This window comes from Mycobacterium sp. NTMscope_Eco_3 (assembly GCF_976985685.1).
Genome location: NZ_CDRJYZ010000001.1, coordinates 809,440 through 832,423, shown reverse-complemented (window position 1 = coordinate 832,423; position 22,984 = coordinate 809,440). Strand labels below are relative to the sequence as shown.

At 68.2% G+C, this 22,984-nt stretch carries 24 protein-coding genes; 9 read left to right on the top strand and 15 right to left on the bottom strand.

Annotated elements, in window-relative coordinates; genetic code table 11:
* Nucleotides 1–169: 169 nt before the first annotated feature.
* The 5 genes from narI to AC0KTM_RS04040 form a co-directional block, all read right to left on the bottom strand.
* Nucleotides 170–901, bottom strand: coding sequence for a respiratory nitrate reductase subunit gamma (narI, locus tag AC0KTM_RS04060; protein WP_225330455.1), 732 nt, complete (start codon nucleotides 899–901; stop codon nucleotides 170–172).
* Nucleotides 894–1,562 carry a nitrate reductase molybdenum cofactor assembly chaperone gene (gene narJ / locus AC0KTM_RS04055; RefSeq protein WP_225330456.1) on the bottom strand — a complete coding sequence of 223 codons (669 nt, stop codon included), beginning with the start codon at nucleotides 1,560–1,562 and terminating at the stop codon, nucleotides 894–896. Before narJ ends, narI begins: the two co-directional genes overlap by 8 nt.
* Nucleotides 1,559–3,178 carry a nitrate reductase subunit beta gene (narH, locus tag AC0KTM_RS04050; RefSeq protein WP_472415013.1) on the bottom strand — a complete coding sequence of 540 codons (1,620 nt, stop codon included), beginning with the start codon at nucleotides 3,176–3,178 and terminating at the stop codon, nucleotides 1,559–1,561. Before narH ends, narJ begins: the two co-directional genes overlap by 4 nt.
* Entirely contained in the window at nucleotides 3,178–6,876 is a 3,699-nt protein-coding gene (locus AC0KTM_RS04045; protein WP_472415011.1) for a nitrate reductase subunit alpha, read from the bottom strand. Before AC0KTM_RS04045 ends, narH begins: the two co-directional genes overlap by 1 nt.
* Before the next feature lie 454 nt (nucleotides 6,877–7,330).
* Nucleotides 7,331–7,723 (bottom strand): (deoxy)nucleoside triphosphate pyrophosphohydrolase, encoded by a 393-nt coding sequence (locus tag AC0KTM_RS04040; RefSeq protein ID WP_225330459.1) that lies wholly within the window; start codon nucleotides 7,721–7,723, stop codon nucleotides 7,331–7,333.
* 297 nt (nucleotides 7,724–8,020) lie between these two features.
* Here AC0KTM_RS04040 and AC0KTM_RS04035 point away from each other — a divergent pair, with 297 nt between their 5' ends.
* Both AC0KTM_RS04035 and AC0KTM_RS04030 read left to right on the top strand, forming a co-directional pair.
* Entirely contained in the window at nucleotides 8,021–8,797 is a 777-nt protein-coding gene (locus AC0KTM_RS04035; RefSeq protein ID WP_225330460.1) for a cell division protein DivIVA, read from the top strand.
* A gap of 80 nt (nucleotides 8,798–8,877) precedes the next feature.
* Nucleotides 8,878–9,162, top strand: a complete 285-nt coding sequence (locus AC0KTM_RS04030) for a 4a-hydroxytetrahydrobiopterin dehydratase (protein ID WP_066868689.1) — start codon at nucleotides 8,878–8,880, stop codon at nucleotides 9,160–9,162.
* Here AC0KTM_RS04030 and AC0KTM_RS04025 read toward each other — a convergent pair.
* On the bottom strand, nucleotides 9,159–10,304 hold the full coding sequence (locus tag AC0KTM_RS04025; protein ID WP_472417371.1) for a mannosyltransferase: 1,146 nt from the start codon (nucleotides 10,302–10,304) through the stop codon (nucleotides 9,159–9,161). The two genes, AC0KTM_RS04030 and AC0KTM_RS04025, sit on opposite strands and share 4 nt — an antisense overlap.
* Nucleotides 10,305–10,650: 346 nt before the next feature.
* Here AC0KTM_RS04025 and AC0KTM_RS04020 point away from each other — a divergent pair, with 346 nt between their 5' ends.
* Nucleotides 10,651–11,409 carry a hypothetical protein gene (locus tag AC0KTM_RS04020; protein WP_225330461.1) on the top strand — a complete coding sequence of 253 codons (759 nt, stop codon included), beginning with the start codon at nucleotides 10,651–10,653 and terminating at the stop codon, nucleotides 11,407–11,409.
* A gap of 47 nt (nucleotides 11,410–11,456) precedes the next feature.
* Nucleotides 11,457–12,530 carry an Rv1157c family protein gene (locus AC0KTM_RS04015; RefSeq protein ID WP_238958146.1) on the top strand — a complete coding sequence of 358 codons (1,074 nt, stop codon included), beginning with the start codon at nucleotides 11,457–11,459 and terminating at the stop codon, nucleotides 12,528–12,530.
* 73 nt (nucleotides 12,531–12,603) lie between these two features.
* On the opposite strand, the gene AC0KTM_RS04010 is transcribed toward AC0KTM_RS04015, so the two are convergent.
* Together AC0KTM_RS04010 and AC0KTM_RS04005 are read right to left on the bottom strand one after the other, a co-directional pair.
* Nucleotides 12,604–12,750 carry a hypothetical protein gene (locus AC0KTM_RS04010; protein ID WP_007169078.1) on the bottom strand — a complete coding sequence of 49 codons (147 nt, stop codon included), beginning with the start codon at nucleotides 12,748–12,750 and terminating at the stop codon, nucleotides 12,604–12,606.
* A 28-nt stretch (nucleotides 12,751–12,778) separates the two neighbouring features.
* Nucleotides 12,779–13,351: an HhH-GPD-type base excision DNA repair protein gene (locus AC0KTM_RS04005; protein WP_225328153.1), complete on the bottom strand. Its 573-nt coding sequence runs from the start codon at nucleotides 13,349–13,351 to the stop codon at nucleotides 12,779–12,781.
* Nucleotides 13,352–13,462: 111 nt separating this feature from the next.
* Between AC0KTM_RS04005 and AC0KTM_RS04000 the strand changes: the two genes are divergently transcribed.
* The gene (locus tag AC0KTM_RS04000; protein WP_238958147.1) at nucleotides 13,463–13,996 is read left to right on the top strand and encodes a nuclear transport factor 2 family protein; all 534 of its coding nucleotides are present in this window, start codon (nucleotides 13,463–13,465) and stop codon (nucleotides 13,994–13,996) included.
* A gap of 32 nt (nucleotides 13,997–14,028) precedes the next feature.
* Here the strand turns inward: AC0KTM_RS04000 and AC0KTM_RS03995 are convergent, their stop codons facing one another.
* Nucleotides 14,029–14,253, bottom strand: a complete 225-nt coding sequence (locus AC0KTM_RS03995; protein ID WP_225328150.1) for a DUF5302 domain-containing protein — start codon at nucleotides 14,251–14,253, stop codon at nucleotides 14,029–14,031.
* A 48-nt stretch (nucleotides 14,254–14,301) separates the two neighbouring features.
* The gene (locus tag AC0KTM_RS03990; protein WP_225328149.1) at nucleotides 14,302–14,745 is read right to left on the bottom strand and encodes a PPOX class F420-dependent oxidoreductase; all 444 of its coding nucleotides are present in this window, start codon (nucleotides 14,743–14,745) and stop codon (nucleotides 14,302–14,304) included.
* A 75-nt stretch (nucleotides 14,746–14,820) separates the two neighbouring features.
* On the opposite strand from AC0KTM_RS03990, the gene AC0KTM_RS03985 reads away from it, so the two are divergent.
* On the top strand, nucleotides 14,821–15,342 hold the full coding sequence (locus AC0KTM_RS03985; RefSeq protein ID WP_238958148.1) for a DUF1697 domain-containing protein: 522 nt from the start codon (nucleotides 14,821–14,823) through the stop codon (nucleotides 15,340–15,342).
* Nucleotides 15,343–15,397: 55 nt separating this feature from the next.
* Here AC0KTM_RS03985 and AC0KTM_RS03980 read toward each other — a convergent pair whose 3' ends face one another.
* Nucleotides 15,398–15,763, bottom strand: a complete 366-nt coding sequence (locus AC0KTM_RS03980) for a GntR family transcriptional regulator (protein WP_008254464.1) — start codon at nucleotides 15,761–15,763, stop codon at nucleotides 15,398–15,400.
* Nucleotides 15,764–15,800: 37 nt separating this feature from the next.
* Here AC0KTM_RS03980 and AC0KTM_RS03975 point away from each other — a divergent pair, with 37 nt between their 5' ends.
* The gene (locus AC0KTM_RS03975; protein ID WP_238958149.1) at nucleotides 15,801–16,514 is read left to right on the top strand and encodes an NAD-dependent deacylase; all 714 of its coding nucleotides are present in this window, start codon (nucleotides 15,801–15,803) and stop codon (nucleotides 16,512–16,514) included.
* Between the two features lie 9 nt (nucleotides 16,515–16,523).
* Here the strand turns inward: AC0KTM_RS03975 and AC0KTM_RS03970 are convergent, their stop codons facing one another.
* Nucleotides 16,524–17,156 carry a class I SAM-dependent methyltransferase gene (locus AC0KTM_RS03970; protein WP_225328146.1) on the bottom strand — a complete coding sequence of 211 codons (633 nt, stop codon included), beginning with the start codon at nucleotides 17,154–17,156 and terminating at the stop codon, nucleotides 16,524–16,526.
* Nucleotides 17,157–17,221: 65 nt separating this feature from the next.
* On the bottom strand, nucleotides 17,222–19,558 hold the full coding sequence (locus tag AC0KTM_RS03965; protein WP_225328145.1) for an MMPL family transporter: 2,337 nt from the start codon (nucleotides 19,556–19,558) through the stop codon (nucleotides 17,222–17,224).
* A 313-nt stretch (nucleotides 19,559–19,871) separates the two neighbouring features.
* Here AC0KTM_RS03965 and AC0KTM_RS03960 point away from each other — a divergent pair, with 313 nt between their 5' ends.
* Nucleotides 19,872–19,994 carry a hypothetical protein gene (locus AC0KTM_RS03960; RefSeq protein WP_003878506.1) on the top strand — a complete coding sequence of 41 codons (123 nt, stop codon included), beginning with the start codon at nucleotides 19,872–19,874 and terminating at the stop codon, nucleotides 19,992–19,994.
* A gap of 156 nt (nucleotides 19,995–20,150) precedes the next feature.
* On the opposite strand, the gene AC0KTM_RS03955 is transcribed toward AC0KTM_RS03960, so the two are convergent.
* Nucleotides 20,151–20,915 (bottom strand): 3-hydroxyacyl-CoA dehydrogenase, encoded by a 765-nt coding sequence (locus tag AC0KTM_RS03955; RefSeq protein ID WP_238958151.1) that lies wholly within the window; start codon nucleotides 20,913–20,915, stop codon nucleotides 20,151–20,153.
* 49 nt (nucleotides 20,916–20,964) lie between these two features.
* Nucleotides 20,965–22,047: a CaiB/BaiF CoA transferase family protein gene (locus tag AC0KTM_RS03950; protein ID WP_225328143.1), complete on the bottom strand. Its 1,083-nt coding sequence runs from the start codon at nucleotides 22,045–22,047 to the stop codon at nucleotides 20,965–20,967.
* 120 nt (nucleotides 22,048–22,167) lie between these two features.
* On the opposite strand from AC0KTM_RS03950, the gene AC0KTM_RS03945 reads away from it, so the two are divergent.
* Nucleotides 22,168–22,980: an enoyl-CoA hydratase gene (locus tag AC0KTM_RS03945; RefSeq protein WP_225328142.1), complete on the top strand. Its 813-nt coding sequence runs from the start codon at nucleotides 22,168–22,170 to the stop codon at nucleotides 22,978–22,980.
* Nucleotides 22,981–22,984 lie beyond the last annotated feature (4 nt).

Here is a 22,984-nt window from a genome sequence, read left to right as displayed (position 1 = left end):
AACTGGCTACCGAACCGGCTGGTGGCCGGCGCCGGCGTCGAGTGTGCGGTGGCGACGTTGAGTGTGCGGTGGCGGCGTGGCGGATCGGCGTGTCGTCGGCCTGGCTGCACAACCAAAACCCACGTCGCACACCGAACGGCGAGACGGCGCCTCGCGCGTTGACGGTCCGCTACCAGCCCCGGCGCCGCGGCGCCGTGCCCACCAGCTGGCCCTTGCCCGCCGCCTCGCGGCTGCGGTAGACGATGTAGGGCCGGAACAGGTAGACGACCGGGGCGCTGAACACGTGCACCAGCCTGGTGAAGGGCCACAGCGTGAACAGCACCATGCCGATCAACGCGTGCAGCTGATAGTCCAGCGGCGCGTTGATCATCACCTCGCCGTGCGGCTGCAATATCCAGATCCGGCGGAACCACAAACCGACCGTGTAGCGATAGTGGAACTCGCCGCCGTGCGGGCCCGTGCCGATCAGGTCGCAGTACAGGCCCACCACGATCGCCAGCACCAGCACCACATACATCACCTTGTCGCTGCGGGTGGTCGCCATGGACACCGCGGGGCGGGTGAACCGCCGGTACACGAGCAGCCCGATCCCGACCAGCGTCGCGATGCCGGCCGCCGAGCCCGCGATGACCGCCTGCATGTGGTAAAGGTGGTCGCTCATCTTCATCATCTGCGTGACCTTGGGCGGGATGAACAGCCCCACCACGTGTCCGGCGAACACCGCCAGGATGCCGAAGTGGAAGACGGGGCTGGCGATGCTCAGCAGTCGCGACTCGTAGATCTGCGAGGACCGTGAGGTCCAGCCGAACTTGTCGTAGCGGTAGCGCCACCAGGTCCCCACGATCAGGACCGACAGCGTGACGTACGGGGCGATATCCCAGAACAGGACGTTGCTAAACACCTGGCGTTCCTTTGCGGGGTGGCACGGTCAAGGTAAACGGTTGCAGCCCAACGGCTTCCGCGGGCGGGCCGGCCTGCGCCAGCCGCTCGGCGCGGCGCACCTCCTGATCGGTGGCAGCCGGCAGGGTCTCGCAGATCGCCGCAACCACCGGCTCGTACGGTGACTTGGCGTCGGCCAGGGCGCCGCGCAACACGTCGATCGGCACGCGGTGCTGGACCAGCAGTCGCCGGCCGGCCTCGGGATCGACGGTCGCAGCGAATTCGAGCACCACGGTCAGGTGATCGGGCGCCTCCCCGCTCGGCGGCTGCGCACCCGCCTCCCGGTACGCGGTGGCGAACGCCAGCATCTCCCGGCCGCGGTTGCGGGTGTCCCCCGCGGTCCAGTACGTCAGATACATCGTGGCGCGCCGGCGCAGGTCGAACGTCGCGACATAGTCCATCGCGGCGGCCATCGGCTCACGGGCACGCAGCGCCGCCGCCGTCTGCTCGAGCAGCGCCGCCGCGGGACCGCTGATGTGGCCGAGTATTTCGTCGACGGCGTCCAGGCGCTCGGCGAACCCGTCGTCCGGGTAGGCCAACAGCAGCGACGCCGCCTGCCACACCAGGCGGTCCTGCATCGCCCGGCCGGTGGAACGCTCGCGGAGCGCGGACAGCAGCCTCACCGCTTCTGCTCCTCGGGGAACATTCCCGCGGGCACCTGGCCACCGTCCCAATTGAGCAGGTTCACCCGCGGCCGCGCGTGAGCGGGTTCCGCTTCTGCGGCGCCGCCACGCTGGAGCGCGTGGAAGGTCTCCACCGACACCGGGACCGGCTCCGATTCGTACATGCCCGGGCCGCCCTCGCCCGTCAACGAACAGCCCATCTCCTCGAGCTCGCGCGCCTGCGGGGCGAAGGCCGTCGGAATCACATAGCGCTCTTCGTATTTCGCGATGGCGAGCAGCCGGTACATCTCGTAGATCTGTTCTTCGGTCATGCCGACCGAATGCGGGATGTGCGGCTGGGTGTCGCGGCCGAGATTGATGTCGCGCATGTAGGAGCGCATCGCCGCCAGCCGCCGCAGCACCCCTTCGACGACGGCGGTGTCGCCGGCGGTGAACAGCTCGGCCAGGTATTGCATCGGGATGCGCAGCGCGTCCAGCGCGCCGAACAGGTTGCCGATGTCCTCCCCGTCGTGCCCGTCGCGGCTGACCGCGTCGACCACCGGCGACAGCGGCGGGATGTACCAAACCATCGGCATGGTGCGGTATTCCGGGTGTAGCGGCAGCGCCACCTTGTAGGTGTGGATGAGCGCGTAGATCGGGGAACGTTGCGCGGCCTCGATCCACTCGTCGGGGATGCCCTCGGCCCGCGCACCGGCGATGACGTTCGGATCGTTAGGGTCCAGCAGGATCTCGCACTGCGCCTGGTAGAGATCGGTGTCTTTTTCCACCGACGCCGCTGCCAGCACCCGATCGGCGTCGTAGAGGACCACCCCGAGGTAGCGCAGCCGCCCCACACAGGTTTCCGAACAGATGGTCGGCAGGCCGACCTCCATGCGCGGATAGCACAGCGTGCACTTCTCGGCTTTGCCGGTCTTGTGGTTGAAATAGACCTTCTTGTAAGGACATCCGGACACGCACATCCGCCAGCCGCGGCAGCGGTCCTGGTCGACCAGCACGATGCCGTCCTCGCTGCGCTTGTACATCGCCCCTGACGGGCACGACGCCACGCAGGAGGGGTTGAGGCAGTGCTCGCAGATCCGGGGCAGGTAGAACATGAAGGTCTCTTCGAGCGAAAGCTTGATCTCCTCGCTGATCTTCTTCAGGATCGGGTCCTCGGCCAGGATCTCCGACGAGCCGGCCAGGTTGTCGTCCCAGTTCGGCCCCCACGACACCTTCATCGGCTCACCGCTGATCGCGCTGCGGGGCGCGGCCGTCGGGAAGGTGTCACCCGCGGGTGCGGTGATCAGGTTCTCGTAGTCGTAGGTCCACGGCTCGTAGTAGTCGCCGATGACGGGCAGCTTCGGGTTGGCGAAGATGCGCAGCAGCTTTTGGATGCGGCCGCCGTCGCGCAACCGCAGCCGGCCCTTCTTGTCGCGAATCCAGCCGCCCCGCCACTTCTCCTGGTCCTCATACGTGCGCGGATAGCCTTGGCCGGGACGGGTTTCGACGTTGTTGAACCACACGTATTCGGTCCCGGATCGGTTGGTCCACGCCTGCTTGCAGGTCACCGAGCAGGTGTGACAACCGATGCACTTGTCTAGGTTCATCACCATCGCCAACTGCGCCATGACCTTCATCAGTACGTCACCTCCTGGCTGCGGCGACGCACGACGGTCACCTCGTCGCGCTGGTTGCCGGTCGGCCCCAGGTAGTTGAATGCGAACGCGTGCTGACCGTAGCCGCCGGCCAGGTGGCTGGGCTTGATCCGCACCCGGGTGAGCGCGTTGTGGTTGCCGCCACGCTTGTTGTTGGTTTCGGTGCGCGGGGTGTCGACGGTGCGCTCCTGCACGTGGTAGACGTACACCACCCCGTCGGGCATCCGGTGCGAGACGATCGCCCGGCACACGTAGATGCCGTTGACGTTGACCGCCTCGACCCAATCGTTGTCGCGCACTTGGATTTTCGCCGCATCGCCCGGGCTCATCCACATCGTCGGGCCGCCGCGGGACAACGACAGCATGTACAGGTTGTCCTGGTAGGTGGAGTGGAAGGACCACTTCGAGTGCGGCGTCAGGTACCGCACGGTGAGCCCGATTCCGTCGTCCGTCGGGCCGAGCTGTGGCTGGCCGAACAAGCGGGCCATGTCCAGCGGCGGCCGGAAGACCGGCAGGTGCTCGCCGAGTTCCTCGACCCAGTCGTGGGCCAGATAGAAATGCATCCGCCCGGTCAGGGTGTGGAACGGCTTGAGGTTTTCGATGTTGATGGTGAACGGTGCGTAGCGGCGACCGCCCGTTTCGCTGCCCGACCATTCCGGGCTGGTGACCACGGGTCCGGGCCGCGCCTGGGTGTCGGCGTAGCTGATGCGCTTGTCCTCGCTGCCCTCGGCCAGATGCACCAGGCGCTGACCCGTGCGCTTCTCCAGCTCGTGGAAACCCTCGACCGCCAACCGGCCGTTGGTCGTCCCCGACAACAGCAGCAGCACATCGGCCATCCGTGCGGCGGTGGTGACGGCCGGACGGCCCGCTGCCACACCGGATTTGAGCACACCGAATTTGGCGGCGAGCTCCTCCACCTCCCGGAACGGGTGCACCGTGATGCCCTTGGTTGTCAACCCGAACTTGTCGACCAGCGGACCCAGCGTCAGCCACTTGTCGTAGATGGCACCGTAGTCACGGTCCACCACGGTCAGCTTGCCCATGGTGCGGCCCGGCACCGGCGTCCCACCGTTGTGCAGCCAATCCTGCTCGGTGCCATCGGGATAGGCCATCGCGTCGGGCGTGTCGTGCTGCAGCGCGCTGAGCACGACGTCGGTGCGGGTGCCCAGGTGCTCCTTGGCCATGGCGCTGAAGGCGCGCGCGATCGCGCCGAAAGCCTCGAAGTCCGAACGGGTTTCCCAGGGCGGGTCGGTCGCGGCGCTGAACGCGTGCACGTAGGGGTGCATGTCCGTGCTGGAGATGTCGGCCTTCTCGTACCAGGTCGCCGCCGGCAGCACGACATCCGAAACCAGCGTCGTCGAGGTCATCCGGAAGTCGATCGACATCATCAGGTCGAGCTTGCCCTCGGGGATGTCCCCCTCACACGTCACATCGACGGGGCGCACCCCGTCCTCGGGCGGCACCGCTGAGGCGTTGGAGTCGGTTCCCAGCAGGTGGCGCAGGAAGTACTCGCCACCCTTGCCCGACGACCCGATCAGGTTGGCGCGCCACACGGTAAGCACCCGCGGCCAGTTGACGGGGTTGTCGGGATCGGTCACCGCGAGTCTGAGTTTGCGCTGGCCGAGCTGCTCGGCGACGTAGTCGGTGACGTCGCGGCCCGCGGCGCGCGCCTCGTCGGCGACGTCCAAACTCGACCGGTCGAACTGCGGGTAGTACGGGCTCCATCCCATGGCCACCGCCGACGCCAGCAGGTCCATGGTGTGCTTGCCCGCGAAGCGGCCCCGGCCCACCGGGCTGGCCAGCTTGTCCGCCCCGTAGCCGTCATAGCGCCATTGGTCGGTGTGCGCGTACCAGTACGAGGCACCGGGCACCTGCCGCGGCGGCCGCACCCAGTCCGTGGCCATCGCCATCGTGTGAAATCCGGTGAGCGGGCGCACCTTTTCCTGGCCGACGTAGTGGGCCCAGCCGCCTCCGTTGCGGCCCATCGACCCGGTCAGCATCAGCAGCGCCAGCACCGCACGGTAGATCGCGTCGGCGTGGAACCAGTGGCAGATGCCGCCGCCCATGATGATCATGGAGCGGCCGCCGGATTCCTCCGCGCTGTGCGCGAATTCCCGTGCCACACGGATGGCCTGGGCGGCCGACACACCGGTGATCGCCTCCTGCCACGCCGGGGTGTTCTGCTGCGTCGCGTCGTCGTAGCCGGTGGGCCATTCGCCGGGCAACCCCTCGCGCGCCACCCCGTACTGCGCGAGCATCAGGTCGAAGACGGTGCACACCACATGCTTACCGATGCGGCGCACCGGGACACCGCGCGCCACGGTCGTGCCCTCGCCGTCGACGGTGTCGAAGCTGGGCATGTGCACCAGCGCGGTGCTGCCATCCCCGTTGGAGCCGTGGGCGTCTCGCACGCTGAGCGCCGGCACCAGGTCACCTAGATCCAGGTTCCACTTTCCCACCCCGGACTCGCCGTACCGGAAGCCCAGCGAACCATGCGGAACCACAACCGAATTGGTGGCTTCGTCCAGCACCGCGGGCTTGAGTGCCGCGTTCTCGACCGCCTCACCCAGGTCCGCCGCCGTCAGGTTCTTGCCCGGCACCAGCATGTCGCCGCGTTCTTCCAGCTTGATCAGGAACGGCAGATCGGTGTAGCGACGCGAATAGTCGGTGAAGAACGGGACCTGCTTTTGCACATAGCATTCCGAGAGAATGACGTGGCCCATCGCCATGGCCAGCGCCCCGTCGGTGCCGGCCGCGCACGGCATCCACTCATCGGCGAACTTGGTGTTGTCGGCGTAGTCGGGGCTGACGGTGACGACCTTGGTGCCGCGGTAGCGCGCCTCGGCCATCCAGTGCGCGTCGGGCGTGCGGGTGATCGGCACGTTGGAGCCCCACATCATCAAATACGCTGCGTCCCACCAGTCTCCGGACTCGGGGACGTCGGTCTGGTCGCCGAACACCTGCGGTGAGGCCACCGGGAGGTCGGCGTACCAGTCGTAGAACGACGTCATGGGGGCGCCGATCAGCTCGAAGAAGCGCGAGCCGGCGGCATAGGAGACCATCGACATCGCCGGGATCGGGGAAAATCCGGCGACCCGATCCGGGCCGTAGGTCTTGATCGTGTGCACGTGGGCGGCGGCGATCAGCTCGGTGGCCTCGGCCCAGGTGACGCGGACCAGTCCCCCCTTTCCGCGGGCCTGCTGATAGCGCCGGCGGCGCTCGGGATCGGCCTGGATGTCGGCCCACGCCAGCACCGGATCGCCAAGCCGCGCCTTGGCTTCCCGGTACATCTCGACCAGCACGCCGCGGGCGTAGGGGTAGCGCACCCGGGTGGGCGAGTAGCTGTACCAGGAGAAGGAGGCGCCGCGGGGGCAACCACGCGGCTCGTACTCGGGACGGTCCGGACCCACCGACGGATAGTCGGTCTGCTGGGTCTCCCAGGTGATGATCCCGTCTTTGACGTAGATCTTCCACGAGCATGACCCGGTGCAGTTCACGCCGTGCGTGGAGCGAACCACCTTGTCGTGGCTCCACCGGTCGCGGTAGAACACGTCGGCCTCGCGTCCGCCCTGCCGCGTCACGGTGCGCAGGTCAGCCGAGATCTCGCCCGGCGTGAAGAACCGCCCGCTGCGCTCCAAGAGCTCCTCGAGCACTCCACCAATGTGCGGTGTGGCAGTCAAGAAGTACTCCTCCTCGTCGATAGCGTCGCGCCTCGTCGTCCGGCCCTGCGTGTGATCCCAGTTGAGTTGTGTGCGGCGATCATCCCCGTGATCCGCCCGTCCGCACCAACTCGGATCGGCTCAACCATCGGCAGTTCGGGACCGCGGCCTGGGCGGCGATACAGCACCAGCATAGGTCGGCGTGGACGGGCCGATCACCTTCGCCGCGCGCGGTGAATCCGGGAAAACAGGGTCATGAGCATCGGTTTTCGCGCACGCGAGGGCCTCCCGGTCGGGCACCGAGCCGGGACGGCAGGGTCTGAACAATCATTCGGCTGGCTATCGGCACGCACATCCAGGGCAGATTCGTGTGGCGTTACTACAAGTCATATCGTCGTATTCAGTTGACTGTGGCGACCTGCAACGCGGCTGTGCATCAGCTGCGGGAAGTCTGTGGGCTTGTTATGAGGGGCGTTCACAGGGCGCCGGCCAAGTCCGCCAGCCAGCCCCTGTCGGCCGGCACCCAGTCGAGATCATGCAGCTCAGCGGCGGTAATCCAGCGCAGGGCTCGGTGATCACGCGCGTCCGGGCGGCCGCTGAGCAAACGCGCCCGGTAGGCGCGCAGCGTGATCCCGCCGTCCACCGCGATGTCCGCGCCGAGCCGGTCGCCCACCGCGACGTCGCCCGTCGCCAAACCCAGCTCCTCGGCCAGCTCGCGGACCAGGGCGTCGCGCTCGGTCTCGCCGGGCGCGACCTTGCCCCCGGGTAGCTCCCAGCGGCCGGCCAACTCCGGCGGGCGGACGCGCTGTGCCACCAGGACGCGCGCGTCGCAGATGAGGGCGCCGGCGACGACGATCTGGGTCGGCATGGCCAGTGACGGTATACGGCGCCCTTGCGAATCACCACCGCTCGGCAACGCCGGCCGCACCGCCGGTGGGATCCGGACAGCTTCGGGCCCCGCACGCGAGGGCGAACGTCTCGGCATCGGAGCAAGGGCCGTGCAGCCTCGCCCGCGAAACTGCCGCCGAGACGGCCACCCCAGTCGATTTCTCTATCGAATTATGTTGGGACACAACGACTCTCTTACGGTTTAGTCGCCGCCGTGGAATACTCGACCCTAGTCGGTCACGACCACTACAGGCACTTCCAACGAGGGGAGTTGACAATGATCGCCAAACCCGCAAAGTCGTTCACTCGGATCTTCCGGGGCTATGACCCGGCTCTGGTCGACCCCTACATCGAGGCGTTGCTCGCCAAGGAGAAGGTACTGATCGACGAAGTCCTGAACCTCAGGACCCAGCGAGACGAATCCAGCAATGAAGCGGCCGGGCTGCGGATCGAGGTCGCCTGCCTCAAGGACGAGGTCGCCGCACTGTCGGACACGTCACCGACGCCCTATGCGATGCAGCATCGGATGGCGAAGCTGCTGCGGCGCACGCTCGATGAGGTTTCCCGGATGCAGGACGAGGCGCGCGCCGAGGCGGATGCCCTGATCGCGGATGCCGTGGCCGAGGGGGAGGCCGCGCGGCGAGAACACCGAGAGTTGTTGGAGCACATGGCCGTGCAGCGAAAAGCGCTCGAAGTGGAGTGTGAGGAAACCAGGAAGAAGCTCGACGCCGACCTCGCCGGGATGCGGGCCGAAGCCCAGGCATTGATCGATGCGGCCTCGCGGGACGCCCAGCATGAACGTGAGCAGCTGCTCGCCGACGCAAAGCAGAAAGCTCACGAGTTCGATGAGCGAGCCCACCGGGCGATGGACGAGGCGAATCAGCAACGGATCATGATCCTGGAAGAACTGATGGGCGTGGCCCGCGACCTAGAGGGCGTTCCCACCAGCCTGGAGTCCGCTTACCAGCAAAGACAGAGCCTCCCGGAGGCGGACGTCGTGGTGGCGTTGGACCAGAAAAAGCAAGCACCGGGTAACTCCGCCGTAGCCTCGTAGGTGACCACCTTCGCGGGAGGTCGCGTTCGGGGCCGCCCCCTCGATCAACCCGTTATCCGACAGGAGAGGACGAGTCCGATATGGCCGTGTTAACGGATGAGCAAGTAGACGCCGCACTGCCCGAGCTCGACGGATGGGAGCGGGCCGATGGGGCCCTGCGCCGCTCAATCAAATTTCCGAGTTTTCTCGCCGGCATCGACGCCGTGCGCCGGGTGGGCGAGCACGCGGAGAGCAAGGACCATCACCCGGACATCGATATTCGTTGGCGGACAGTCACTTTCGCTCTCGTCACGCACTCCGAGGGTGGCATCACACAAAACGATATCGACATGGCCCGCGATATCAACGGCATCGTCGACAGCTAGCCGGTGGCCTCGGCGCGTTCGCCGGGCGTGGCGAACCGCCCGCGGCTGCCGGTGGCCGCGATCCAGATCAACGTCGCCACCGCGGCCACGGTGTAGATCAACCCGGCCCAGGCCAGGTACCACGGGCGGCTGATCTGCCAGATGGTCGGTTGAGCGAAGCTCAGCAACCACGGCACGCCGATCAGGGTCAGCACCAACCAGCCCCAGCCGACGATTCGCGCCCCGCGCAGCGTGCGCCCCGCGCCGTGGATCGCCCAGATCATCAACGGCACCAGCCACACCCAGTGGTGGGTCCAGGAAATCGGCGAGAGCAGCAGCCCGAACAACTCGACCACGAGCAGCCTGCCCAATTGGTCGGCGGCGTCCAGCGCGCGCCAGGCCAGGACGGCCAGCACCGCGGTGACGACGAGGGCGACCACCAGCGGCGGGCCGAACCCGACGTCGTGGCCCAGGATGCGCGAGATGCCGCCGCGCCACGACTGATTGAACGAGGTGGCGATGGGGCCCACCCGGTGGGCGTCGCCGAGCAGGTCGGTGAAGTAGTAGCGGGTCTGATCCCCGACCACCACGACCGAAATCCCAATGGTGGCAACGAAAACGACCGCCGAGAACACCGCCGCGGCCCACCGCCGGGCGCCGGCCAGATAGACCCCGGAGATGGCGGGGGTCAACTTGATTCCGGCCGCCACGCCGACCAGTAATCCCGACAGCCACCATCGCGTGGTGTAGACCGCCCACAGCACCGCGGTCATGAGCAACACGTTGACCTGGCCGTAGTCGAATGTGCTGCGCAGCGGCTCGATCCAGATCGTGATCGCCGTCCACGCCATCGCGAGTCGGCGGCCGCGGGGGCCGGCCGCCACACCCGTCAGGCGCTGGCTGATCCGGATCGCGGCGTACAGGGCGGCCATGGTCGCGACCTGCCACAGAAATGCGACGAGCCCGAACGGCAGCAGGTGCAGCGGGTAGAAGACGACGGCCGCGAACGGCGGGTAGGTGAACGGCAGCGGGAAGTCCGGTGTCTGGTCGGCGTAGACGTAGCTGTACAGGGCGCCGGGATGGTCGATCGCGGCGGCCCCGCCGAGGTAGACGTGCAGGTCGACGAAGTTCGCGCCGTTGGGGGCCAGGTAGGTCCAGGCCAGGCGCGGCGATAGACGTGCAGGTCGACGAAGTTCGCGCCGTTGGGGGCCAGGCTCACGATGAGCAGCATCGGCGCGCCCCCTTCGAGGAGACTCGCCAACCGCTGGGTGATGGGTGCCGCCGGGGCGGCCGAGATGGTTTCTATCCGCCCGACTTTAGCGATCGGGGCGTGCGGCGCCGCCCCGTCGGTCCCGGACTTCTATTTAGGGAACCGCATTTCGCGCTTTCGGTCACCGCTCTCACTCGTCTCCGTAACGAATGAATAAATGCCACACGTGTCACTTGAGTCCCATCTGCATCAAAGTAGCTTCAGCGGCGGGACCTGTAATCGATCAATCAGGGAGAGTCATGCCAACCATCTGGACTTACTTGCGTGCAGCCGCCGTCGTGGCCGGTTCGTCCGCAGCACTATTGACGGGCGGTATCGCCCACGCCGACCCCGTGCCGGCTCCGGCGGTGCCGAACATTCCGCAGCAGCTGATCAGCTCGGCGGCCAACGCACCTCAAATCCTGCAAAACCTCGCGACCGCACTGGGCGCCACGCCGCCCTCGGCGCCGGCCACACCGGGCATCAGCTTCCCGGGTGTTCCGGCCGCCGCCTCGCCGGCGTCGGCGTCCACGGCGGGCATCCCGTCGATCCCCGGCCTGACGCCGGCGGCACCCGCCGCTCCCGCGTCATCTCCGGCGGCGCTCCCGTCCATTCCGGGGCTGGCGCAGTCGGCGACGCCGGCCGCGCCGGCGGCACCTTCCGCGGCGTCCGGCATTCCGGGAATGATTCAGGGCCTGACCGGCGCACAGCCGGCGGCCGCGAGCCCGGCCGCTCCGGCGTCCTCGTCGATCCCGGGCCTGCCCGCGATCCCGGGGCTGTCGGCACCGAGCGCGCCGGCCACGCCGCCCGCACCGCAAATCCCGCAGGCGCAGGTCAACATGCCGGCGATGCCCGCGGGCCTTCCGGTGCCCTCGCAGGTGCGGCTCCCGCAGGATCTGCCGGCGCTGGCTTCGGGCCAGACCCCGGCGGCTCCGGCGGCACCAGCCGCTCCGGCCGCACCCGCGCCGGCTGCCAGCCCGGCCGGACCGGCAGCGCCGCTGCTTGCCGCATTGCCTTGAGCAGCGTCGTAGTCGGACCAATCAACCACTGAGAACCGGAGGACACCGTGGCAACCACTTGGAATCTGTCCAAAGGTTTGGCCGCTGTCGTCACGGCATCGGTTGCCGCGCTCGGGCTTAGCCCGAGCGCGGTAGCCGATCCGGCGGCGCCGCAGCCGACACCACAATCCAACGCGGCCCAACAGCTGCCGGGTCTGCCTGCCCTGTCGCAGCTCAGCCCGCTCATCCAGCAAGCGGCGGGCGACCCGCAGCAAGCGACGCAACTGCTGATGGCCGCCGCGCAAGCCTTCGCCCACAGCCCGACCGCTCCCAGCGAGTCGAAAAACGTGGCGGCGGCGGTGAATCAGTTCGTCCAAGAGCCCACCGCACCCGTGCAACACGTTCCCGCGACCGGCGTGGAACCCGGTTTGCAGGCGCACCTGCCGACCGGAATCGACCCGGTGCACGCGGCGGGTCCCGCACCCGAAGCGGCACCGGAGGCGCACCTGCCCGCCGGCGTCGACCCGGCGCACGCGGCCGGGCCAGCGCCGGCACCCGTGCCCGCCCAGCCCGCCGCCCAGTCCGCGAATGTGCCCGCCGCGGCACCGGTTCCGGCGCCACCTGCGCCGGCCGCCGCGCCGCCGGCACCGGAGGCCGCGGCGGCGCCAGCCCCGGCGCCCGCCGCTGCGCCGGACGCCGCCCCGACGGCGGCCGCCCCCGGGTTCGGCGCCGACACGCCGCCGACCCAGGACTTCATGTATCCCTCGATCGGCACCAACTGCCTTGCCGATGGCAGCAGCGCCATCGCCACCGCACTGTCGGTCGCGGGCCCGGCCAAGATTCCGCTTCCCGGCCCGGGGCCCGGGCAGACCGCCTACGTGTTCACCGCGGTCGGCACGCCCGGACCCGCCGAGGTGCAGAAGCTGCCGTTGAACGTCACCTGGGTGAACCTGACCACCGGCAAGTCCGGCACCGTCGCCCTCAAGCCGCGTTCGGACATCAACCCGGAGGGGCCGACGACGTTGAGCGCGATCGCCGACACGGGCTCGGGCAGCATCATGTCGACGATCTTCGGGCAGGTCACGACCAAGGAAAAGCAGTGCCAGTTCATGCCCACGATCGGCTCGACGGTGGTGCCGTAACAGACCGGCGCCGTCACCGTCTCGCCACCTGCGAACGCGCGTGTCCCCGCACCGGGGTCACGCGCGTTCGCTACTAGTACGCCATGAACAGGATCGCGTCGCGGTCGTACTCGAGGCCAGGATGAACGCTGGCGAGGTGAGCCTGGGTCAATTCGACCAGCTCGTCCTCGTCCTTGCCGACAATGGCTTCGCCGCACGGACACGTCAGGTGTGTCTTCACGTTGCCGCCCTTCCCTTCTGTGCACCCACTACTTCGCCGCCTTGGCTGCCGCTTTCATCTGCTTCTTATAGGAACGCACCGCGCCCATCGATTCGGCGTCGACGATATCGGCGACGGAGATGTGCGTGCCCGGTTTGCCGAACTCGCCGGCGGCTCGTCGCCACCCGGACGGCGTCACCCCGTACTGCTTGCCCAGCAGCGCCAGAAAGATCTGCGCCTTAACGGCGCCGAAACCGGGCAGCCCCTTGATGCGCCGCAGCAGCTCCTCGCCGTCGGGGTCGCCCGCGGTCCACAAGCCCGCGGCGTCGCCGTCGTAATCGTCCACGATGATCTGGGCCAGGGTCTGGATACGTTTGGCCATCGATCCCGGAAACCGGTGGATCGCAGGCCTTTCCGAGCACAGCGCGGCGAACTTGTCCGGGTCGTACTCCGCGATCTCGTGAGCGCCGAAGCTGCCCATGCGGTCGGCGATCTTCTTCGGTCCCGAAAAGGCGGTCTCGAACGGCACCTGCTGATCGAGGACCATCCCGATGAGCAGGGCCAACGGATTCTCGTCCAGCAGCGCGTCGGCCTCGGGATCTTGAGCCAGCCAAAGTTTCACCGTCAACGACCTTCCTTCCGCTGAACACCCTACGACCGAGACCGCCTGGCGCGACACCAACCACCGAAATTGCGCCTATGACCAGCACCCTAACCATCGAGTTATCGTGACGTGGTGGTGGATGAGGCCCGATTGGCGCTGATGCTGGCCCGCGACGAACTGCACGCGCTCGTCACCTCCTATTGCCGGGCCGTCGACCGCGCCGATTACGACGGCCTCCGGGGCCTGTATCACCCCGACGCGACCGACGCGCACGGGTCGTTCTCGACCGGCGGTGTCGAACAGTTCATCGCGCAGTTGCAGGCCGCGGAGCCGTATGTGCGTGTCTCCCAACACAACATCACCACGACGAACTTCGTGATCGAGGGCGAGGCGGCCCGCGGTGAGGTTTACTGCCTGGTGTTTCACACCTTCGCCGGCCCCGAGCACGACGTCGACGTGGTCATCGGCGGCCGGTACCTGGACGAGTACACCAAGCACGACGGGCGCTGGAAGTTCAGTCGACGCACCATCGTGGCGGACTGGGCATACCAAAACGACCCGTCCCAAGTGAACTTCGGACACCCCAGCACGCGGGGAAGCCTACGCGGCAGACCGGGGCAAGACGACCCGTCGGTCGGCCTGTTCTACCCACCCCGGGGATAAACGAATCAGGCTGTCTGCCAACGACTCTCGGGTCAGCCGCTCTTGCGGCGGAATTCGCGGCGGTTTCCCGCCGCGCCGTGCGCCCGGGACTGCTTGCCGGCGCCGTCTTTGTGGTCGGACGCGTTCGAGGATTTCGCCATCTTGCGGTCGAGGGCTTCGCGGAACTTGCGCTTGGTGTCCTCGTCCGACCCGGGCGATTCAGAAGCCCCCGAAGATTTGGACGACTTTGAACCCTGCCGGGCATTCGATTCAGCCATGGGTGCAGCTTAGCCCCGGTCTGCCGGGCGGGCCCGCGGCCGGCGCGGCTACCGCATGCCCGGGGGCATGCCGTACAGGTGGGTGATCGGCAGCGTCAGCAGCACCCGCCGGTCGGTGACCATCGCCTGACGGTATTCGTCCCAATCCGGGTGTTCGCCGGCGATGTTGCGGTACAAGGCAATCAACGCCTCCACGGTGCTGTCGCCGGGCGCGGCCGCCGGGGGCGTCAGTTCGGCAGTGCCCTCGGCGACGGCGTACGACCAGCCGTCGTCGGCGTCGACCAGGATCGACGCCCGCGGGTCGCGGCGCAGGTTGCGCGTTTTGGCGCGCGGCTCGGTGATCGACACCTGGATCGCCATGCTGCGCGGGTCGAAGTGGTAGCTGACGTTCGACAGCTGGGGTCGCCCGTCGCGCTTGATGGTGGCCAGCACCCCGAGGGAATGTCCGCTTATCAAGGCCAGCAGCTTGTCGTCGAAGACTTGGCGTCCCATGACGAAAGCCTACGTCGCGCGCCGCCCGGGCGGCCCGGGATGGCCGTTTGGCGGCCGGGCTGGTGGAATCGGGGCATGGCCGAGTACGCGGCGTTTCTGCGTGGCGTGAACGTCGGGGGCGTCAACCTCAAGATGGCCGAGGTGGCTGCCGCGCTGACCGACGCGGGCTTCACCACGGTGCGAACCGTCTTGGCCAGCGGCAACGTCCTGCTGGAGTCGTCGGCCGGCGCGGCGGCGGTGCGCAAGAAGGCCGAGTCCGCGTTGCGCGAACGGTTCGGCTACGACGCCTGGGTGCTGGCCTATGACCTCGGCACCGTGCGCGACGTGGTCGCCGCCTATCCGTTCGAGCGCGACGCCGACGGCTACCAGTCCTACGTCACGTTCGTCGCCGATGAGGCGGTGCTCGACGAGCTCGCCGGGCTGGGCAAGGACGCGGGTCCGGACGAGAGGATCAGCCGCGGTGACGGCGTGCTCTACTGGCAGGTCCGCAAGGGCGCCACCCTGGACAGCACCATCGGCAAGACGATGGGCAAGGCCCGCTACAAGTCGTCGACCACGACGCGCAACCTGCGTACGCTCGACAAGGTGTTGCGCTGAGCGGCAGCACCACACAGACTGTGCGCCAACACTTTTCGATGCCGGACGATACCGCTTACTCGTCGGGCACCGATTCGATGTAGCGCAGGGCATCGGCCTTGTCCAACCCGAGTCCCCGCGCTACCCGAACGTACTCGCGGGCGGCGGCCGCCATCGCGGCGTCGGTCGGGTCGTAGCGGGCGACGAATGTGCCGAAGCGGCCCCGGGTTTCGATGATGGCGGCGGTTTCCAGCTCGCGGTAGGCGCGAGCCACGGTGTTGACCGCGACCCCGAGCTGGCCGGCCAGGTCCCGCACGGTGGGCAGGCGGGTGCCCGGCGGCAGCGCGCCCTCGCGGACTCCGTCGATCACCTGCGTCCTGAGCTGGTCGAACAACGGCTTGCCCGCCTTCACGTCGACCCGCAACCAGTCACCCAGTTCCACCCGTTCAGTATCCCCCAGCTCCGGCTATCTTGGTGGGATGCGCGTAGCGGTGCTCAGCGGCGCGGGGATCTCCGCGGAAAGCGGTGTGCCGACCTTCCGCGATGACAAGAACGGGTTGTGGGCACGCTTCGATCCCTACGAGCTGTCCAGCACACAAGGGTGGCGCGACAACCCGCAGCGCGTCTGGGGCTGGTATCTGTGGCGGCACTACCTGGTCGCCGATGTGCAACCCAATGCGGGTCATCGCGCCATCGCCGCCTGGCAAGACGATGCCCAGGTCACCGTGATCACCCAGAACGTCGACGACCTGCACGAGCGGGCGGGCAGCGACTCCGTCCACCACCTGCACGGGAGCCTTTTCGAATTCCGTTGTGCGCGTTGCGCTGTGCCGTACAGCGGCGCGCTGCCGCAGATGGCCGAGCCGGCGCTGGAGGTGGAGCCTCCGGTGTGTCAATGCGGCGGCCTGATCCGGCCCGACATCGTGTGGTTCGGTGAGCAATTGCCCGACGAGCCCTGGCAGCGCGCCCTCGAGGCGACCGAGTCCGCCGACGTGATGGTGGTGGTCGGGACGTCGGCGATCGTCTATCCGGCGGCCGGGCTCGCGGAGCTGGCGCTGGCGCGCGGCGCCGCCGTCATCGAGGTCAATCCCGAAGTCACGCCGCTATCGGCCAACGCCACCCTCAGCATCCGCGAGTCGGCCGGCCAGGCGTTGCCCGGACTGCTGCAGCGGCTGCCGGCACTGCTCAAGTAGGCGGGCCCCTCAGGCGGGCCGGCGCGCGCGGCCCAGCAGGAGCTCGGAAACCGGCATCGGCGCCCAGGCCGGCAGCGTCCACTCCCGCCGCGACGTGTCGACTTCGAATCCCGCCTCGACGATCGAGCGTTCGGTGTCGCGATGGGTGTGGCAGTTACCGAATAGCCGGGGCCACAACGTCGCATCGACGAAACGCTGAAAACGGCCCCGCGCGCCGGCGCTGGCGATGTGCTCGAGGTAGCGCAGTTCCCCACCCGGTCGCAGTAACGAGTACAGGCGCCGCAGCACGGCGCCCGGGTCGCGCACCGAGCACAGCACCAGCGAGCACACCACCGCGTCGAATGGCTCCCCGTCGCTGAGGCTTTCGGCCGTCTCGCCGGAAACGATGATGCGGGCCGGCGCCGCGTCGGCCGCGGCGCGCGCCCGAGCCGCCAGCCGCGGTTCGGGCTCCACCGCGATCACCTCGTCGACGGAGGCCGGATAGTGCGGAAAGTTCGTCCCGATCCCCGCGCCGACTTCCAACACCCGGCCGGACAAGCCGGCCAGGTTCTCCCGTCGCAGGACCCGGATCGCCTCGGCTTCATGGCTGGCGACGACGGGCCAGACGCGCGCGAAGAAGGGGTTGTCGACCGCCGTTGTCATACGTGTGTGAACCTTCCGACTCGGATGAGGCCCAGAATAGGGTTCGGCGACGGCATGGGTCGCCGTTAACCGATATTGGGCACCGGCTCCCCGAGCGCGGCCCCGGCGACCGGCGCCGGAGTGGGCTCGCGGTGTGCGGGTTGTTCGCCTTCGCTGATGCCGAACCGGTCGTGCAGCCGCGCCAGGGGCCCGGGCGCCCACCAGTTCCAGCGGCCCATCACGTGCATGAAGGCCGGGACGACCACCATCCGCACCAGGGTGGCGTCGGCGAAAACGGCCAGCACCAGGCCCAGACCGAACATCCGCATGAACGAGACGTGGGCGGCGATCAGCGCGGCGAACGACATCGACATCACCAGCGCGGCCGCGGTGATGACCCGGCCGGTGCGGGCGACGCCGAGAGCCACGCTCTCGTCGTTGGCGGCGTGGGCCTGCTTCGGGGTCGGCTTGGCGGGTCGGGCGGCGCCGGACGCCAGCCAGTACTCGCGGATCCGGGAGAGCAGGAAAACCTCGTAATCCATCGACAGCCCGAAGGCGATGCAGAACAGCAGCACCGGCATGTTGGCCACCAGCGTCCCGCTCGGCGTGGTGCCAAGCGCGCCGAGATGGCCGTCCTGGAAGATCCACACCAGCGCACCGAACGCCGCGGTCAACGACAGGAAGTTGCAGGCGAGCGCCTTGACCGGCAGCAGCACGCTGCCGGTCAGCAGGAACAGCAGCACGAAGGTGATCGCGGCCATCAGCCCGAGAACCAGCGGAAGCCGTTCGGTCACCGCGTCGACGCTGTCGCGGTTGACCTGCGCCACCCCACCCATTTCGACGGATCGGCCCGCCGGGCCGGGGACGCCGTGCAACCGCGCGAGCTGGGTGTCGTTCGCTGCGGAGAACAGTGGCGCCGTGCTGCTGACGGTCAGGAACGCGCTGCCGTGGGCCAGCCCGGTCGCCCCGGCCGGCGGCCCCATCCGGTTTCCGCCCGTGAAGGTTCCCCCGGGCGCAAACACCGCCGCCACGTCGGGCACCCGCGAAAGAGCGGCGGCGTAGGCGTCGAAGTCCCCCGGATTCAGGCCGGAGGCATCGGCGATGACGACGGGCACCGACGTCGCGGAATCGTCGGCGAAATCGCTGCGCAGCCGGTCACCGACCTGATGCGCCGACGCCGAGCGCGGCAGCACCCGGTCGTCCGGGAACCCCCACTTCACCGAGAAGAACGGCAGCCCGAGCAGCAGGAGCAGGCCCACGACGGCCAGGCCCACCGGCGCCCAGCGGCGCATCACGAACTTGCTCGACCGATACCAGAACAGTTGCTCGACGGGCTTGCGCGACGGCTCGGGTCGCCGGAGAGCCCGCCGCAGCAGCCGGCGCACGTTGAACGCGTCCAGCCGGTCGCCCAGCAGCACGATCGCGGCCGGGGTGATGACGATCGAGGCGGTGGCGACGAAGGCGACGGTGGCCACCCCGGCGTAGGCGAACGACTTGAGGAAGTACATCGGGAACGCGACCGTCGCCGACATCGACAGCGCCACGGTGACCGCGGAGAACAGCACCGTGCGGCCGGAGGTGGCCATGGTCCGCACGAGCGCTTCGTCGCGCTCGTGCCCGTCGGCCCGTTCGTCGCGATAGCGGCTGACGATGAGCAGGGTGTAGTCGATGGCCAGCGCCAGGCCCAGGGCGGTGCTGAGGTTGAGGGCGAAGATCGACACCTCGGTGGTGAAGGTGACGAGGCGCAACACCGACATCGAGCCGACAACGGCCAGCGCGCCCAACGCCATCGGCAGCGCGGCGGCCAGCAGCCCACCGAACACCCAGATCAGCACCACGAAGCTCAGCGGCAGCGCGATCATCTCCATCACCAGCAGGTCGTCCTGGTTCTGCTTGTTGATCTGCGCGTACTGCATGGCCGCGCCGCCGGCGCGGACGGTCACCCCATCACGGTCGTGGACGAACTGGTCCGCCAGGGTCTGCGCGTTGTGCTGAACGAAGTTTTCGCCGCCTTTGAGGTTGACCACGATGAGGCCCGACTTGCCGTCGCGGCTCACCAGATCGTCCGACGCTCCCGGGGCGCCGTCGGCGAGGGGTCGTGCCCACGGCGAGGAGACGTTGTACACCAGCGGGGACCGTTGCAACTGGTCGACGAGGTCGGTGCCCACCGTGCGGGCCTGTTCGCTGTGGGTGCCGCCGGGGGAAGTCACCAGGATCAGCATCTGCTGACCGCTCTGCCCGAACTTGTCGGTCAACACGTCGATGGCGCGGGCGGACTCCGAGTCCAGATCTTGGAAGCCGCCGGGAGACAAGCTCTTGGCGACGGGAATGCCGAAGACGGCGGCGGCGATGAAAACCAGCAGCCCTATCGCAATGATCCGGCGCGGCGCCGCGATGGCGACCCGGGCGATTTTCTGCAGCATTTTTTCAAGCCCTTCCGCTGCCGGTGCCCCTTTGCGCTGGCCGCTGGCTAGTCCGCGACAACGTAACAAACGCTAATGTCCACGCGTCGAACAGTGTTGACTCTAAGCACGTGAAAGGGCCCGCAGACCGTTCAACGCCGGCTTTTAAACCGCGGGGACGGTAAGAGTCCGGCCAGAAAAATGTGTCGCAAGTAAGCAGCTCACGGCGCAAATCCCAGCGGAAATGGCGGCCACCCTACCCGTCGGTAAATTGCCACCATTTTCCGAATCGTGACTCAAAGTTTCCTTAATGGTGGCCCATACGCTCAGTGTCATGTGGATCGACGACACAAGTGCCGACGTCATCAAGGTCGACTTCGAGGCCCTCTACCACGGCGACGTGCTGGTGGAAGGCGAGACCTCGGAGCAGTTCGACGAACTGCAAGCGGCGAGCTGAGGCCCGACATGAGCATGCTCGCACGGCTGTTAATGGCCGAACCCTCCGTCAGTCGGTGGTTCCGTAAGTAACCATCGAATCGTGGTTATCACGAAAGCCCCCCGCCGATGCGGGGGGCTTTCGTTTTGTCGATGTTTTTCGCAGGGGCGTACGCCGCTAGCGCGGCGCCATGCGAATGGCGCCATCGAGGCGGATGACCTCGCCGTTGAGCATCGGGTTCTCGACGATGTGGACGGCCAGCGCGCCGTACTCGTCGGGGTCGCCCAGCCGCGCCGGGTGCGGCACCTGCTTGCCCAACGAGGCCTGCGCCTCCTCGGGCAGCGAACCCAGCAGCGGGGTCTTGAACAGGCCAGGCGCGATGGTCACCACGCGGATGAGCTCGCGCGACAGGTCGCGGGCGATCGGCAGCGTCATGCCGACCACGCCGCCCTTGGACGCAGAGTAGGCGGCCTGGCCGATCTGGCCCTCGAACGCGGCGACCGAGGCGGTGTTGATGATGACTCCGCGCTCTGGGCTCGTTTCGGGCCCAATGGGTTCGGTCTTGGCGATGCGCTCGGCGGCCAGCCGCAGCACGTTGAACGTGCCGATCAGGTTGACGCCGATGACCTTCTTGAAGCCGTCCAGCGGGAAGGGGCCGTCCTTGGACAGCGTCTTGATGGCGTTGCCGATGCCCGCGCAGTTGACGTTGATGCGCAGCGTGCCCATCGACTCGGCGGCGTCCAAGGCCTTGCCGACGGCGGCCTCGTCGGTGACGTCGGCCTCGACGAAGCGGGCGCGGTCGCCCAGCTCGCGGACGGCTTCCTCGCCGCGCAGGTCGATCACGACCACCTGGGCGCCGCGGTCGAGCAGCCGCTTGGTGGTGGCCAGGCCCAGCCCTGAGGCGCCCCCGGTGACGACGGCGACGGCGTCTTTGATCTCCATGCGAGTCCTTCCTTATTTCCCTCGATTCCAGCCAACTGGTTGGTCGGGACTATACCCAGTCGTTGAGTACCGATTCGGCGTCGGCCACCGGCGCAGCGGGACGCGGTGTCTCCGGCGCGGTGCGGGAGAACCGCGGCGCGGGCCGCGGCTGCAGGCCGCCGTCGACCTCGTAGAAGGTGTCCCGCTCGGTGATGTGCGGCTCGGTCTGCACCTCACCGAAGGCCAGCACCGGCGTCACGCACGCGTCGGAGTCGGCGAACACTTTGGCCCAGTGGTCACGGTCCTGGCTGGCGAACTTCTCGGTCAGCACCGCGCGTAGTTCCGGCCAGCGGCCGACGTCGTTCTGCCCGGGCAGGTCCGCCCCGTCCAGGCCCAGCCCGGTGAGCATGGCGGCGTAGAACTGCGGCTCGATGGCGCCGACCGCGACGTAGCGGCCGTCGGCGCATTCGTAGGTGTCGTAGTAGGGGGCGCCGCCGTCGAGCAGGTTGGTGCCGCGCGCGTCGGTCCACATGCCCGACGACCGCATCTGCCACATCATCTGGACCAGCACGCTCGAGCCGTCCACCATCGCCGCGTCGACAACCTGCCCCTTGCCGGAGGTCTGCCGCTCCCACAGCGCGGACAGGATGCCCAGCAGCAGGAACATCGAGCCCCCGCCGAAGTCCCCGACGAGGTTCAGCGGCGGGACGGGCCGTTCGTTCACCCGGCCGATGGAGTGCAGGATGCCGTTGAGCGAGATGTAGTTGATGTCGTGGCCGGCCTGCTGGCTGCGCGGACCGGTCTGGCCCCAGCCGGTCATCCGGGCGTAGACCAGGCGGTCGTTGACCTTCGCGCAGTCTTCGGGGCCGAGGCCGAGCCGCTCGGTGACGCCCGGGCGGTAGCCCTCGATCAGCACGTCGGCCTTGGCGATCAGTTTGAGGACGAGGCCGCGGCCTTCGTCGGACTTCAGATCGGCGGTCACCACGCGGCGGTTACGCATCATGGCGTCCTTTGCCACACCGCCCGGACCGGACGACGGGCGGTCGATGCGCACCACGTCGGCGCCCAAGTCCCCCAGGATCATCGCGGCGTGTGGGCCCGGCCCGATGCCGGCCAACTCGACGACGCGCAGTCCCTTCAACGGTCCAGCCATGATCCACCGACCTTTCGTCCGCTCCGACGACATTGACCGTTCGTGCTCAAACAACCGGTCGTTCGACATCTTCGCAGCCGTGCCCGCGGCCCGCGCAGCCCGGTCACTTATGGTGAGCCCATGCCTTCATCCGCGATCGCCACCCTCGCCCCAGTCGCAGGCCTCGACGTCACGCTGTCCGACGGCGTGTTCTCGGTGACCATCAATCGGCCCGACAGCCTGAATTCGCTGACCATTCCGGTGATCACCGGGATCGCCGACGCGATGGAGTACGCGGCGACCGACCCCGAGGTCAAGGTGGTGCGGATCGGCGGCGCCGGACGCGGCTTCAGCTCCGGCGCGGGCATCAGCGCCGACGACGTGTCCGGCGGGGGCGCCGTCCCGCCGGACGAGATCATCCTCGAGATCAACCGGCTGGTGCGCGCGATCGCCGCGCTGCCCCACCCGGTGGTCGCGGCCGTCCAGGGACCCGCGGCCGGGGTCGGTGTTTCCATCGCCCTGGCCTGTGACGTCGTATTGGCTTCGGAGAGCGCGTTTTTCATGCTCGCCTTCACCAAGATCGGGTTGATGCCCGACGGCGGCGCATCGGCGTTGATCGCGGCCGCGATCGGCCGGATCCGGGCCATGCAGATGGCGTTGCTTCCCGAACGGTTGACCGCCGCCGACGCACTGTCCTGGGGGCTGGTCACCGCGGTTTATCCGGCCGACGACTTCGAGGCCGAGGTGGACAAGGTGATCGCGCGGTTGTTGGGCGGCCCGGCCGTCGCCTTCGCGAAGACCAAGCTGGCGATCAACGCGGCCACGCTCACCGAATTGGATCCCGCGCTGCAGCGGGAATTCGACGGACAGTCGGTGCTGCTGAAGTCCCCCGACTTCGTCGAGGGCGCAACGGCCTTCCAGCAGCGCCGCACGCCGAACTTCACCGATCGCTGAATGT

Excerpts from the sequence above, each read along its gene's own strand:
- AC0KTM_RS03965 (WP_225328145.1), bottom strand. The coding sequence starts at position 19,558 with ATGCTGCAGAAAATCGCCCGGGTCGCCATCGCGGCGCCGCGCCGGATC.
- AC0KTM_RS03945 (WP_225328142.1), top strand. The coding sequence starts at position 22,168 with ATGCCTTCATCCGCGATCGCCACCCTCGCCCCAGTCGCAGGCCTCGAC.
- AC0KTM_RS03995 (WP_225328150.1), bottom strand. The coding sequence starts at position 14,253 with ATGGCTGAATCGAATGCCCGGCAGGGTTCAAAGTCGTCCAAATCTTCG.
- AC0KTM_RS03950 (WP_225328143.1), bottom strand. The coding sequence starts at position 22,047 with ATGGCTGGACCGTTGAAGGGACTGCGCGTCGTCGAGTTGGCCGGCATC.
- AC0KTM_RS03975 (WP_238958149.1), top strand. The coding sequence starts at position 15,801 with ATGCGCGTAGCGGTGCTCAGCGGCGCGGGGATCTCCGCGGAAAGCGGT.
- AC0KTM_RS04030 (WP_066868689.1), top strand. The coding sequence starts at position 8,878 with ATGGCCGTGTTAACGGATGAGCAAGTAGACGCCGCACTGCCCGAGCTC.
- AC0KTM_RS04035 (WP_225330460.1), top strand. The coding sequence starts at position 8,021 with ATGATCGCCAAACCCGCAAAGTCGTTCACTCGGATCTTCCGGGGCTAT.
- AC0KTM_RS03985 (WP_238958148.1), top strand. The coding sequence starts at position 14,821 with ATGGCCGAGTACGCGGCGTTTCTGCGTGGCGTGAACGTCGGGGGCGTC.
- AC0KTM_RS03960 (WP_003878506.1), top strand. The coding sequence starts at position 19,872 with ATGTGGATCGACGACACAAGTGCCGACGTCATCAAGGTCGACTTCGAG.
- AC0KTM_RS03990 (WP_225328149.1), bottom strand. The coding sequence starts at position 14,745 with ATGGGACGCCAAGTCTTCGACGACAAGCTGCTGGCCTTGATAAGCGGA.
- AC0KTM_RS04040 (WP_225330459.1), bottom strand. The coding sequence starts at position 7,723 with ATGCCGACCCAGATCGTCGTCGCCGGCGCCCTCATCTGCGACGCGCGC.
- AC0KTM_RS03970 (WP_225328146.1), bottom strand. The coding sequence starts at position 17,156 with ATGACAACGGCGGTCGACAACCCCTTCTTCGCGCGCGTCTGGCCCGTC.
- AC0KTM_RS03955 (WP_238958151.1), bottom strand. The coding sequence starts at position 20,915 with ATGGAGATCAAAGACGCCGTCGCCGTCGTCACCGGGGGCGCCTCAGGG.
- AC0KTM_RS04020 (WP_225330461.1), top strand. The coding sequence starts at position 10,651 with ATGCCAACCATCTGGACTTACTTGCGTGCAGCCGCCGTCGTGGCCGGT.
- narH (WP_472415013.1), bottom strand. The coding sequence starts at position 3,178 with ATGAAGGTCATGGCGCAGTTGGCGATGGTGATGAACCTAGACAAGTGC.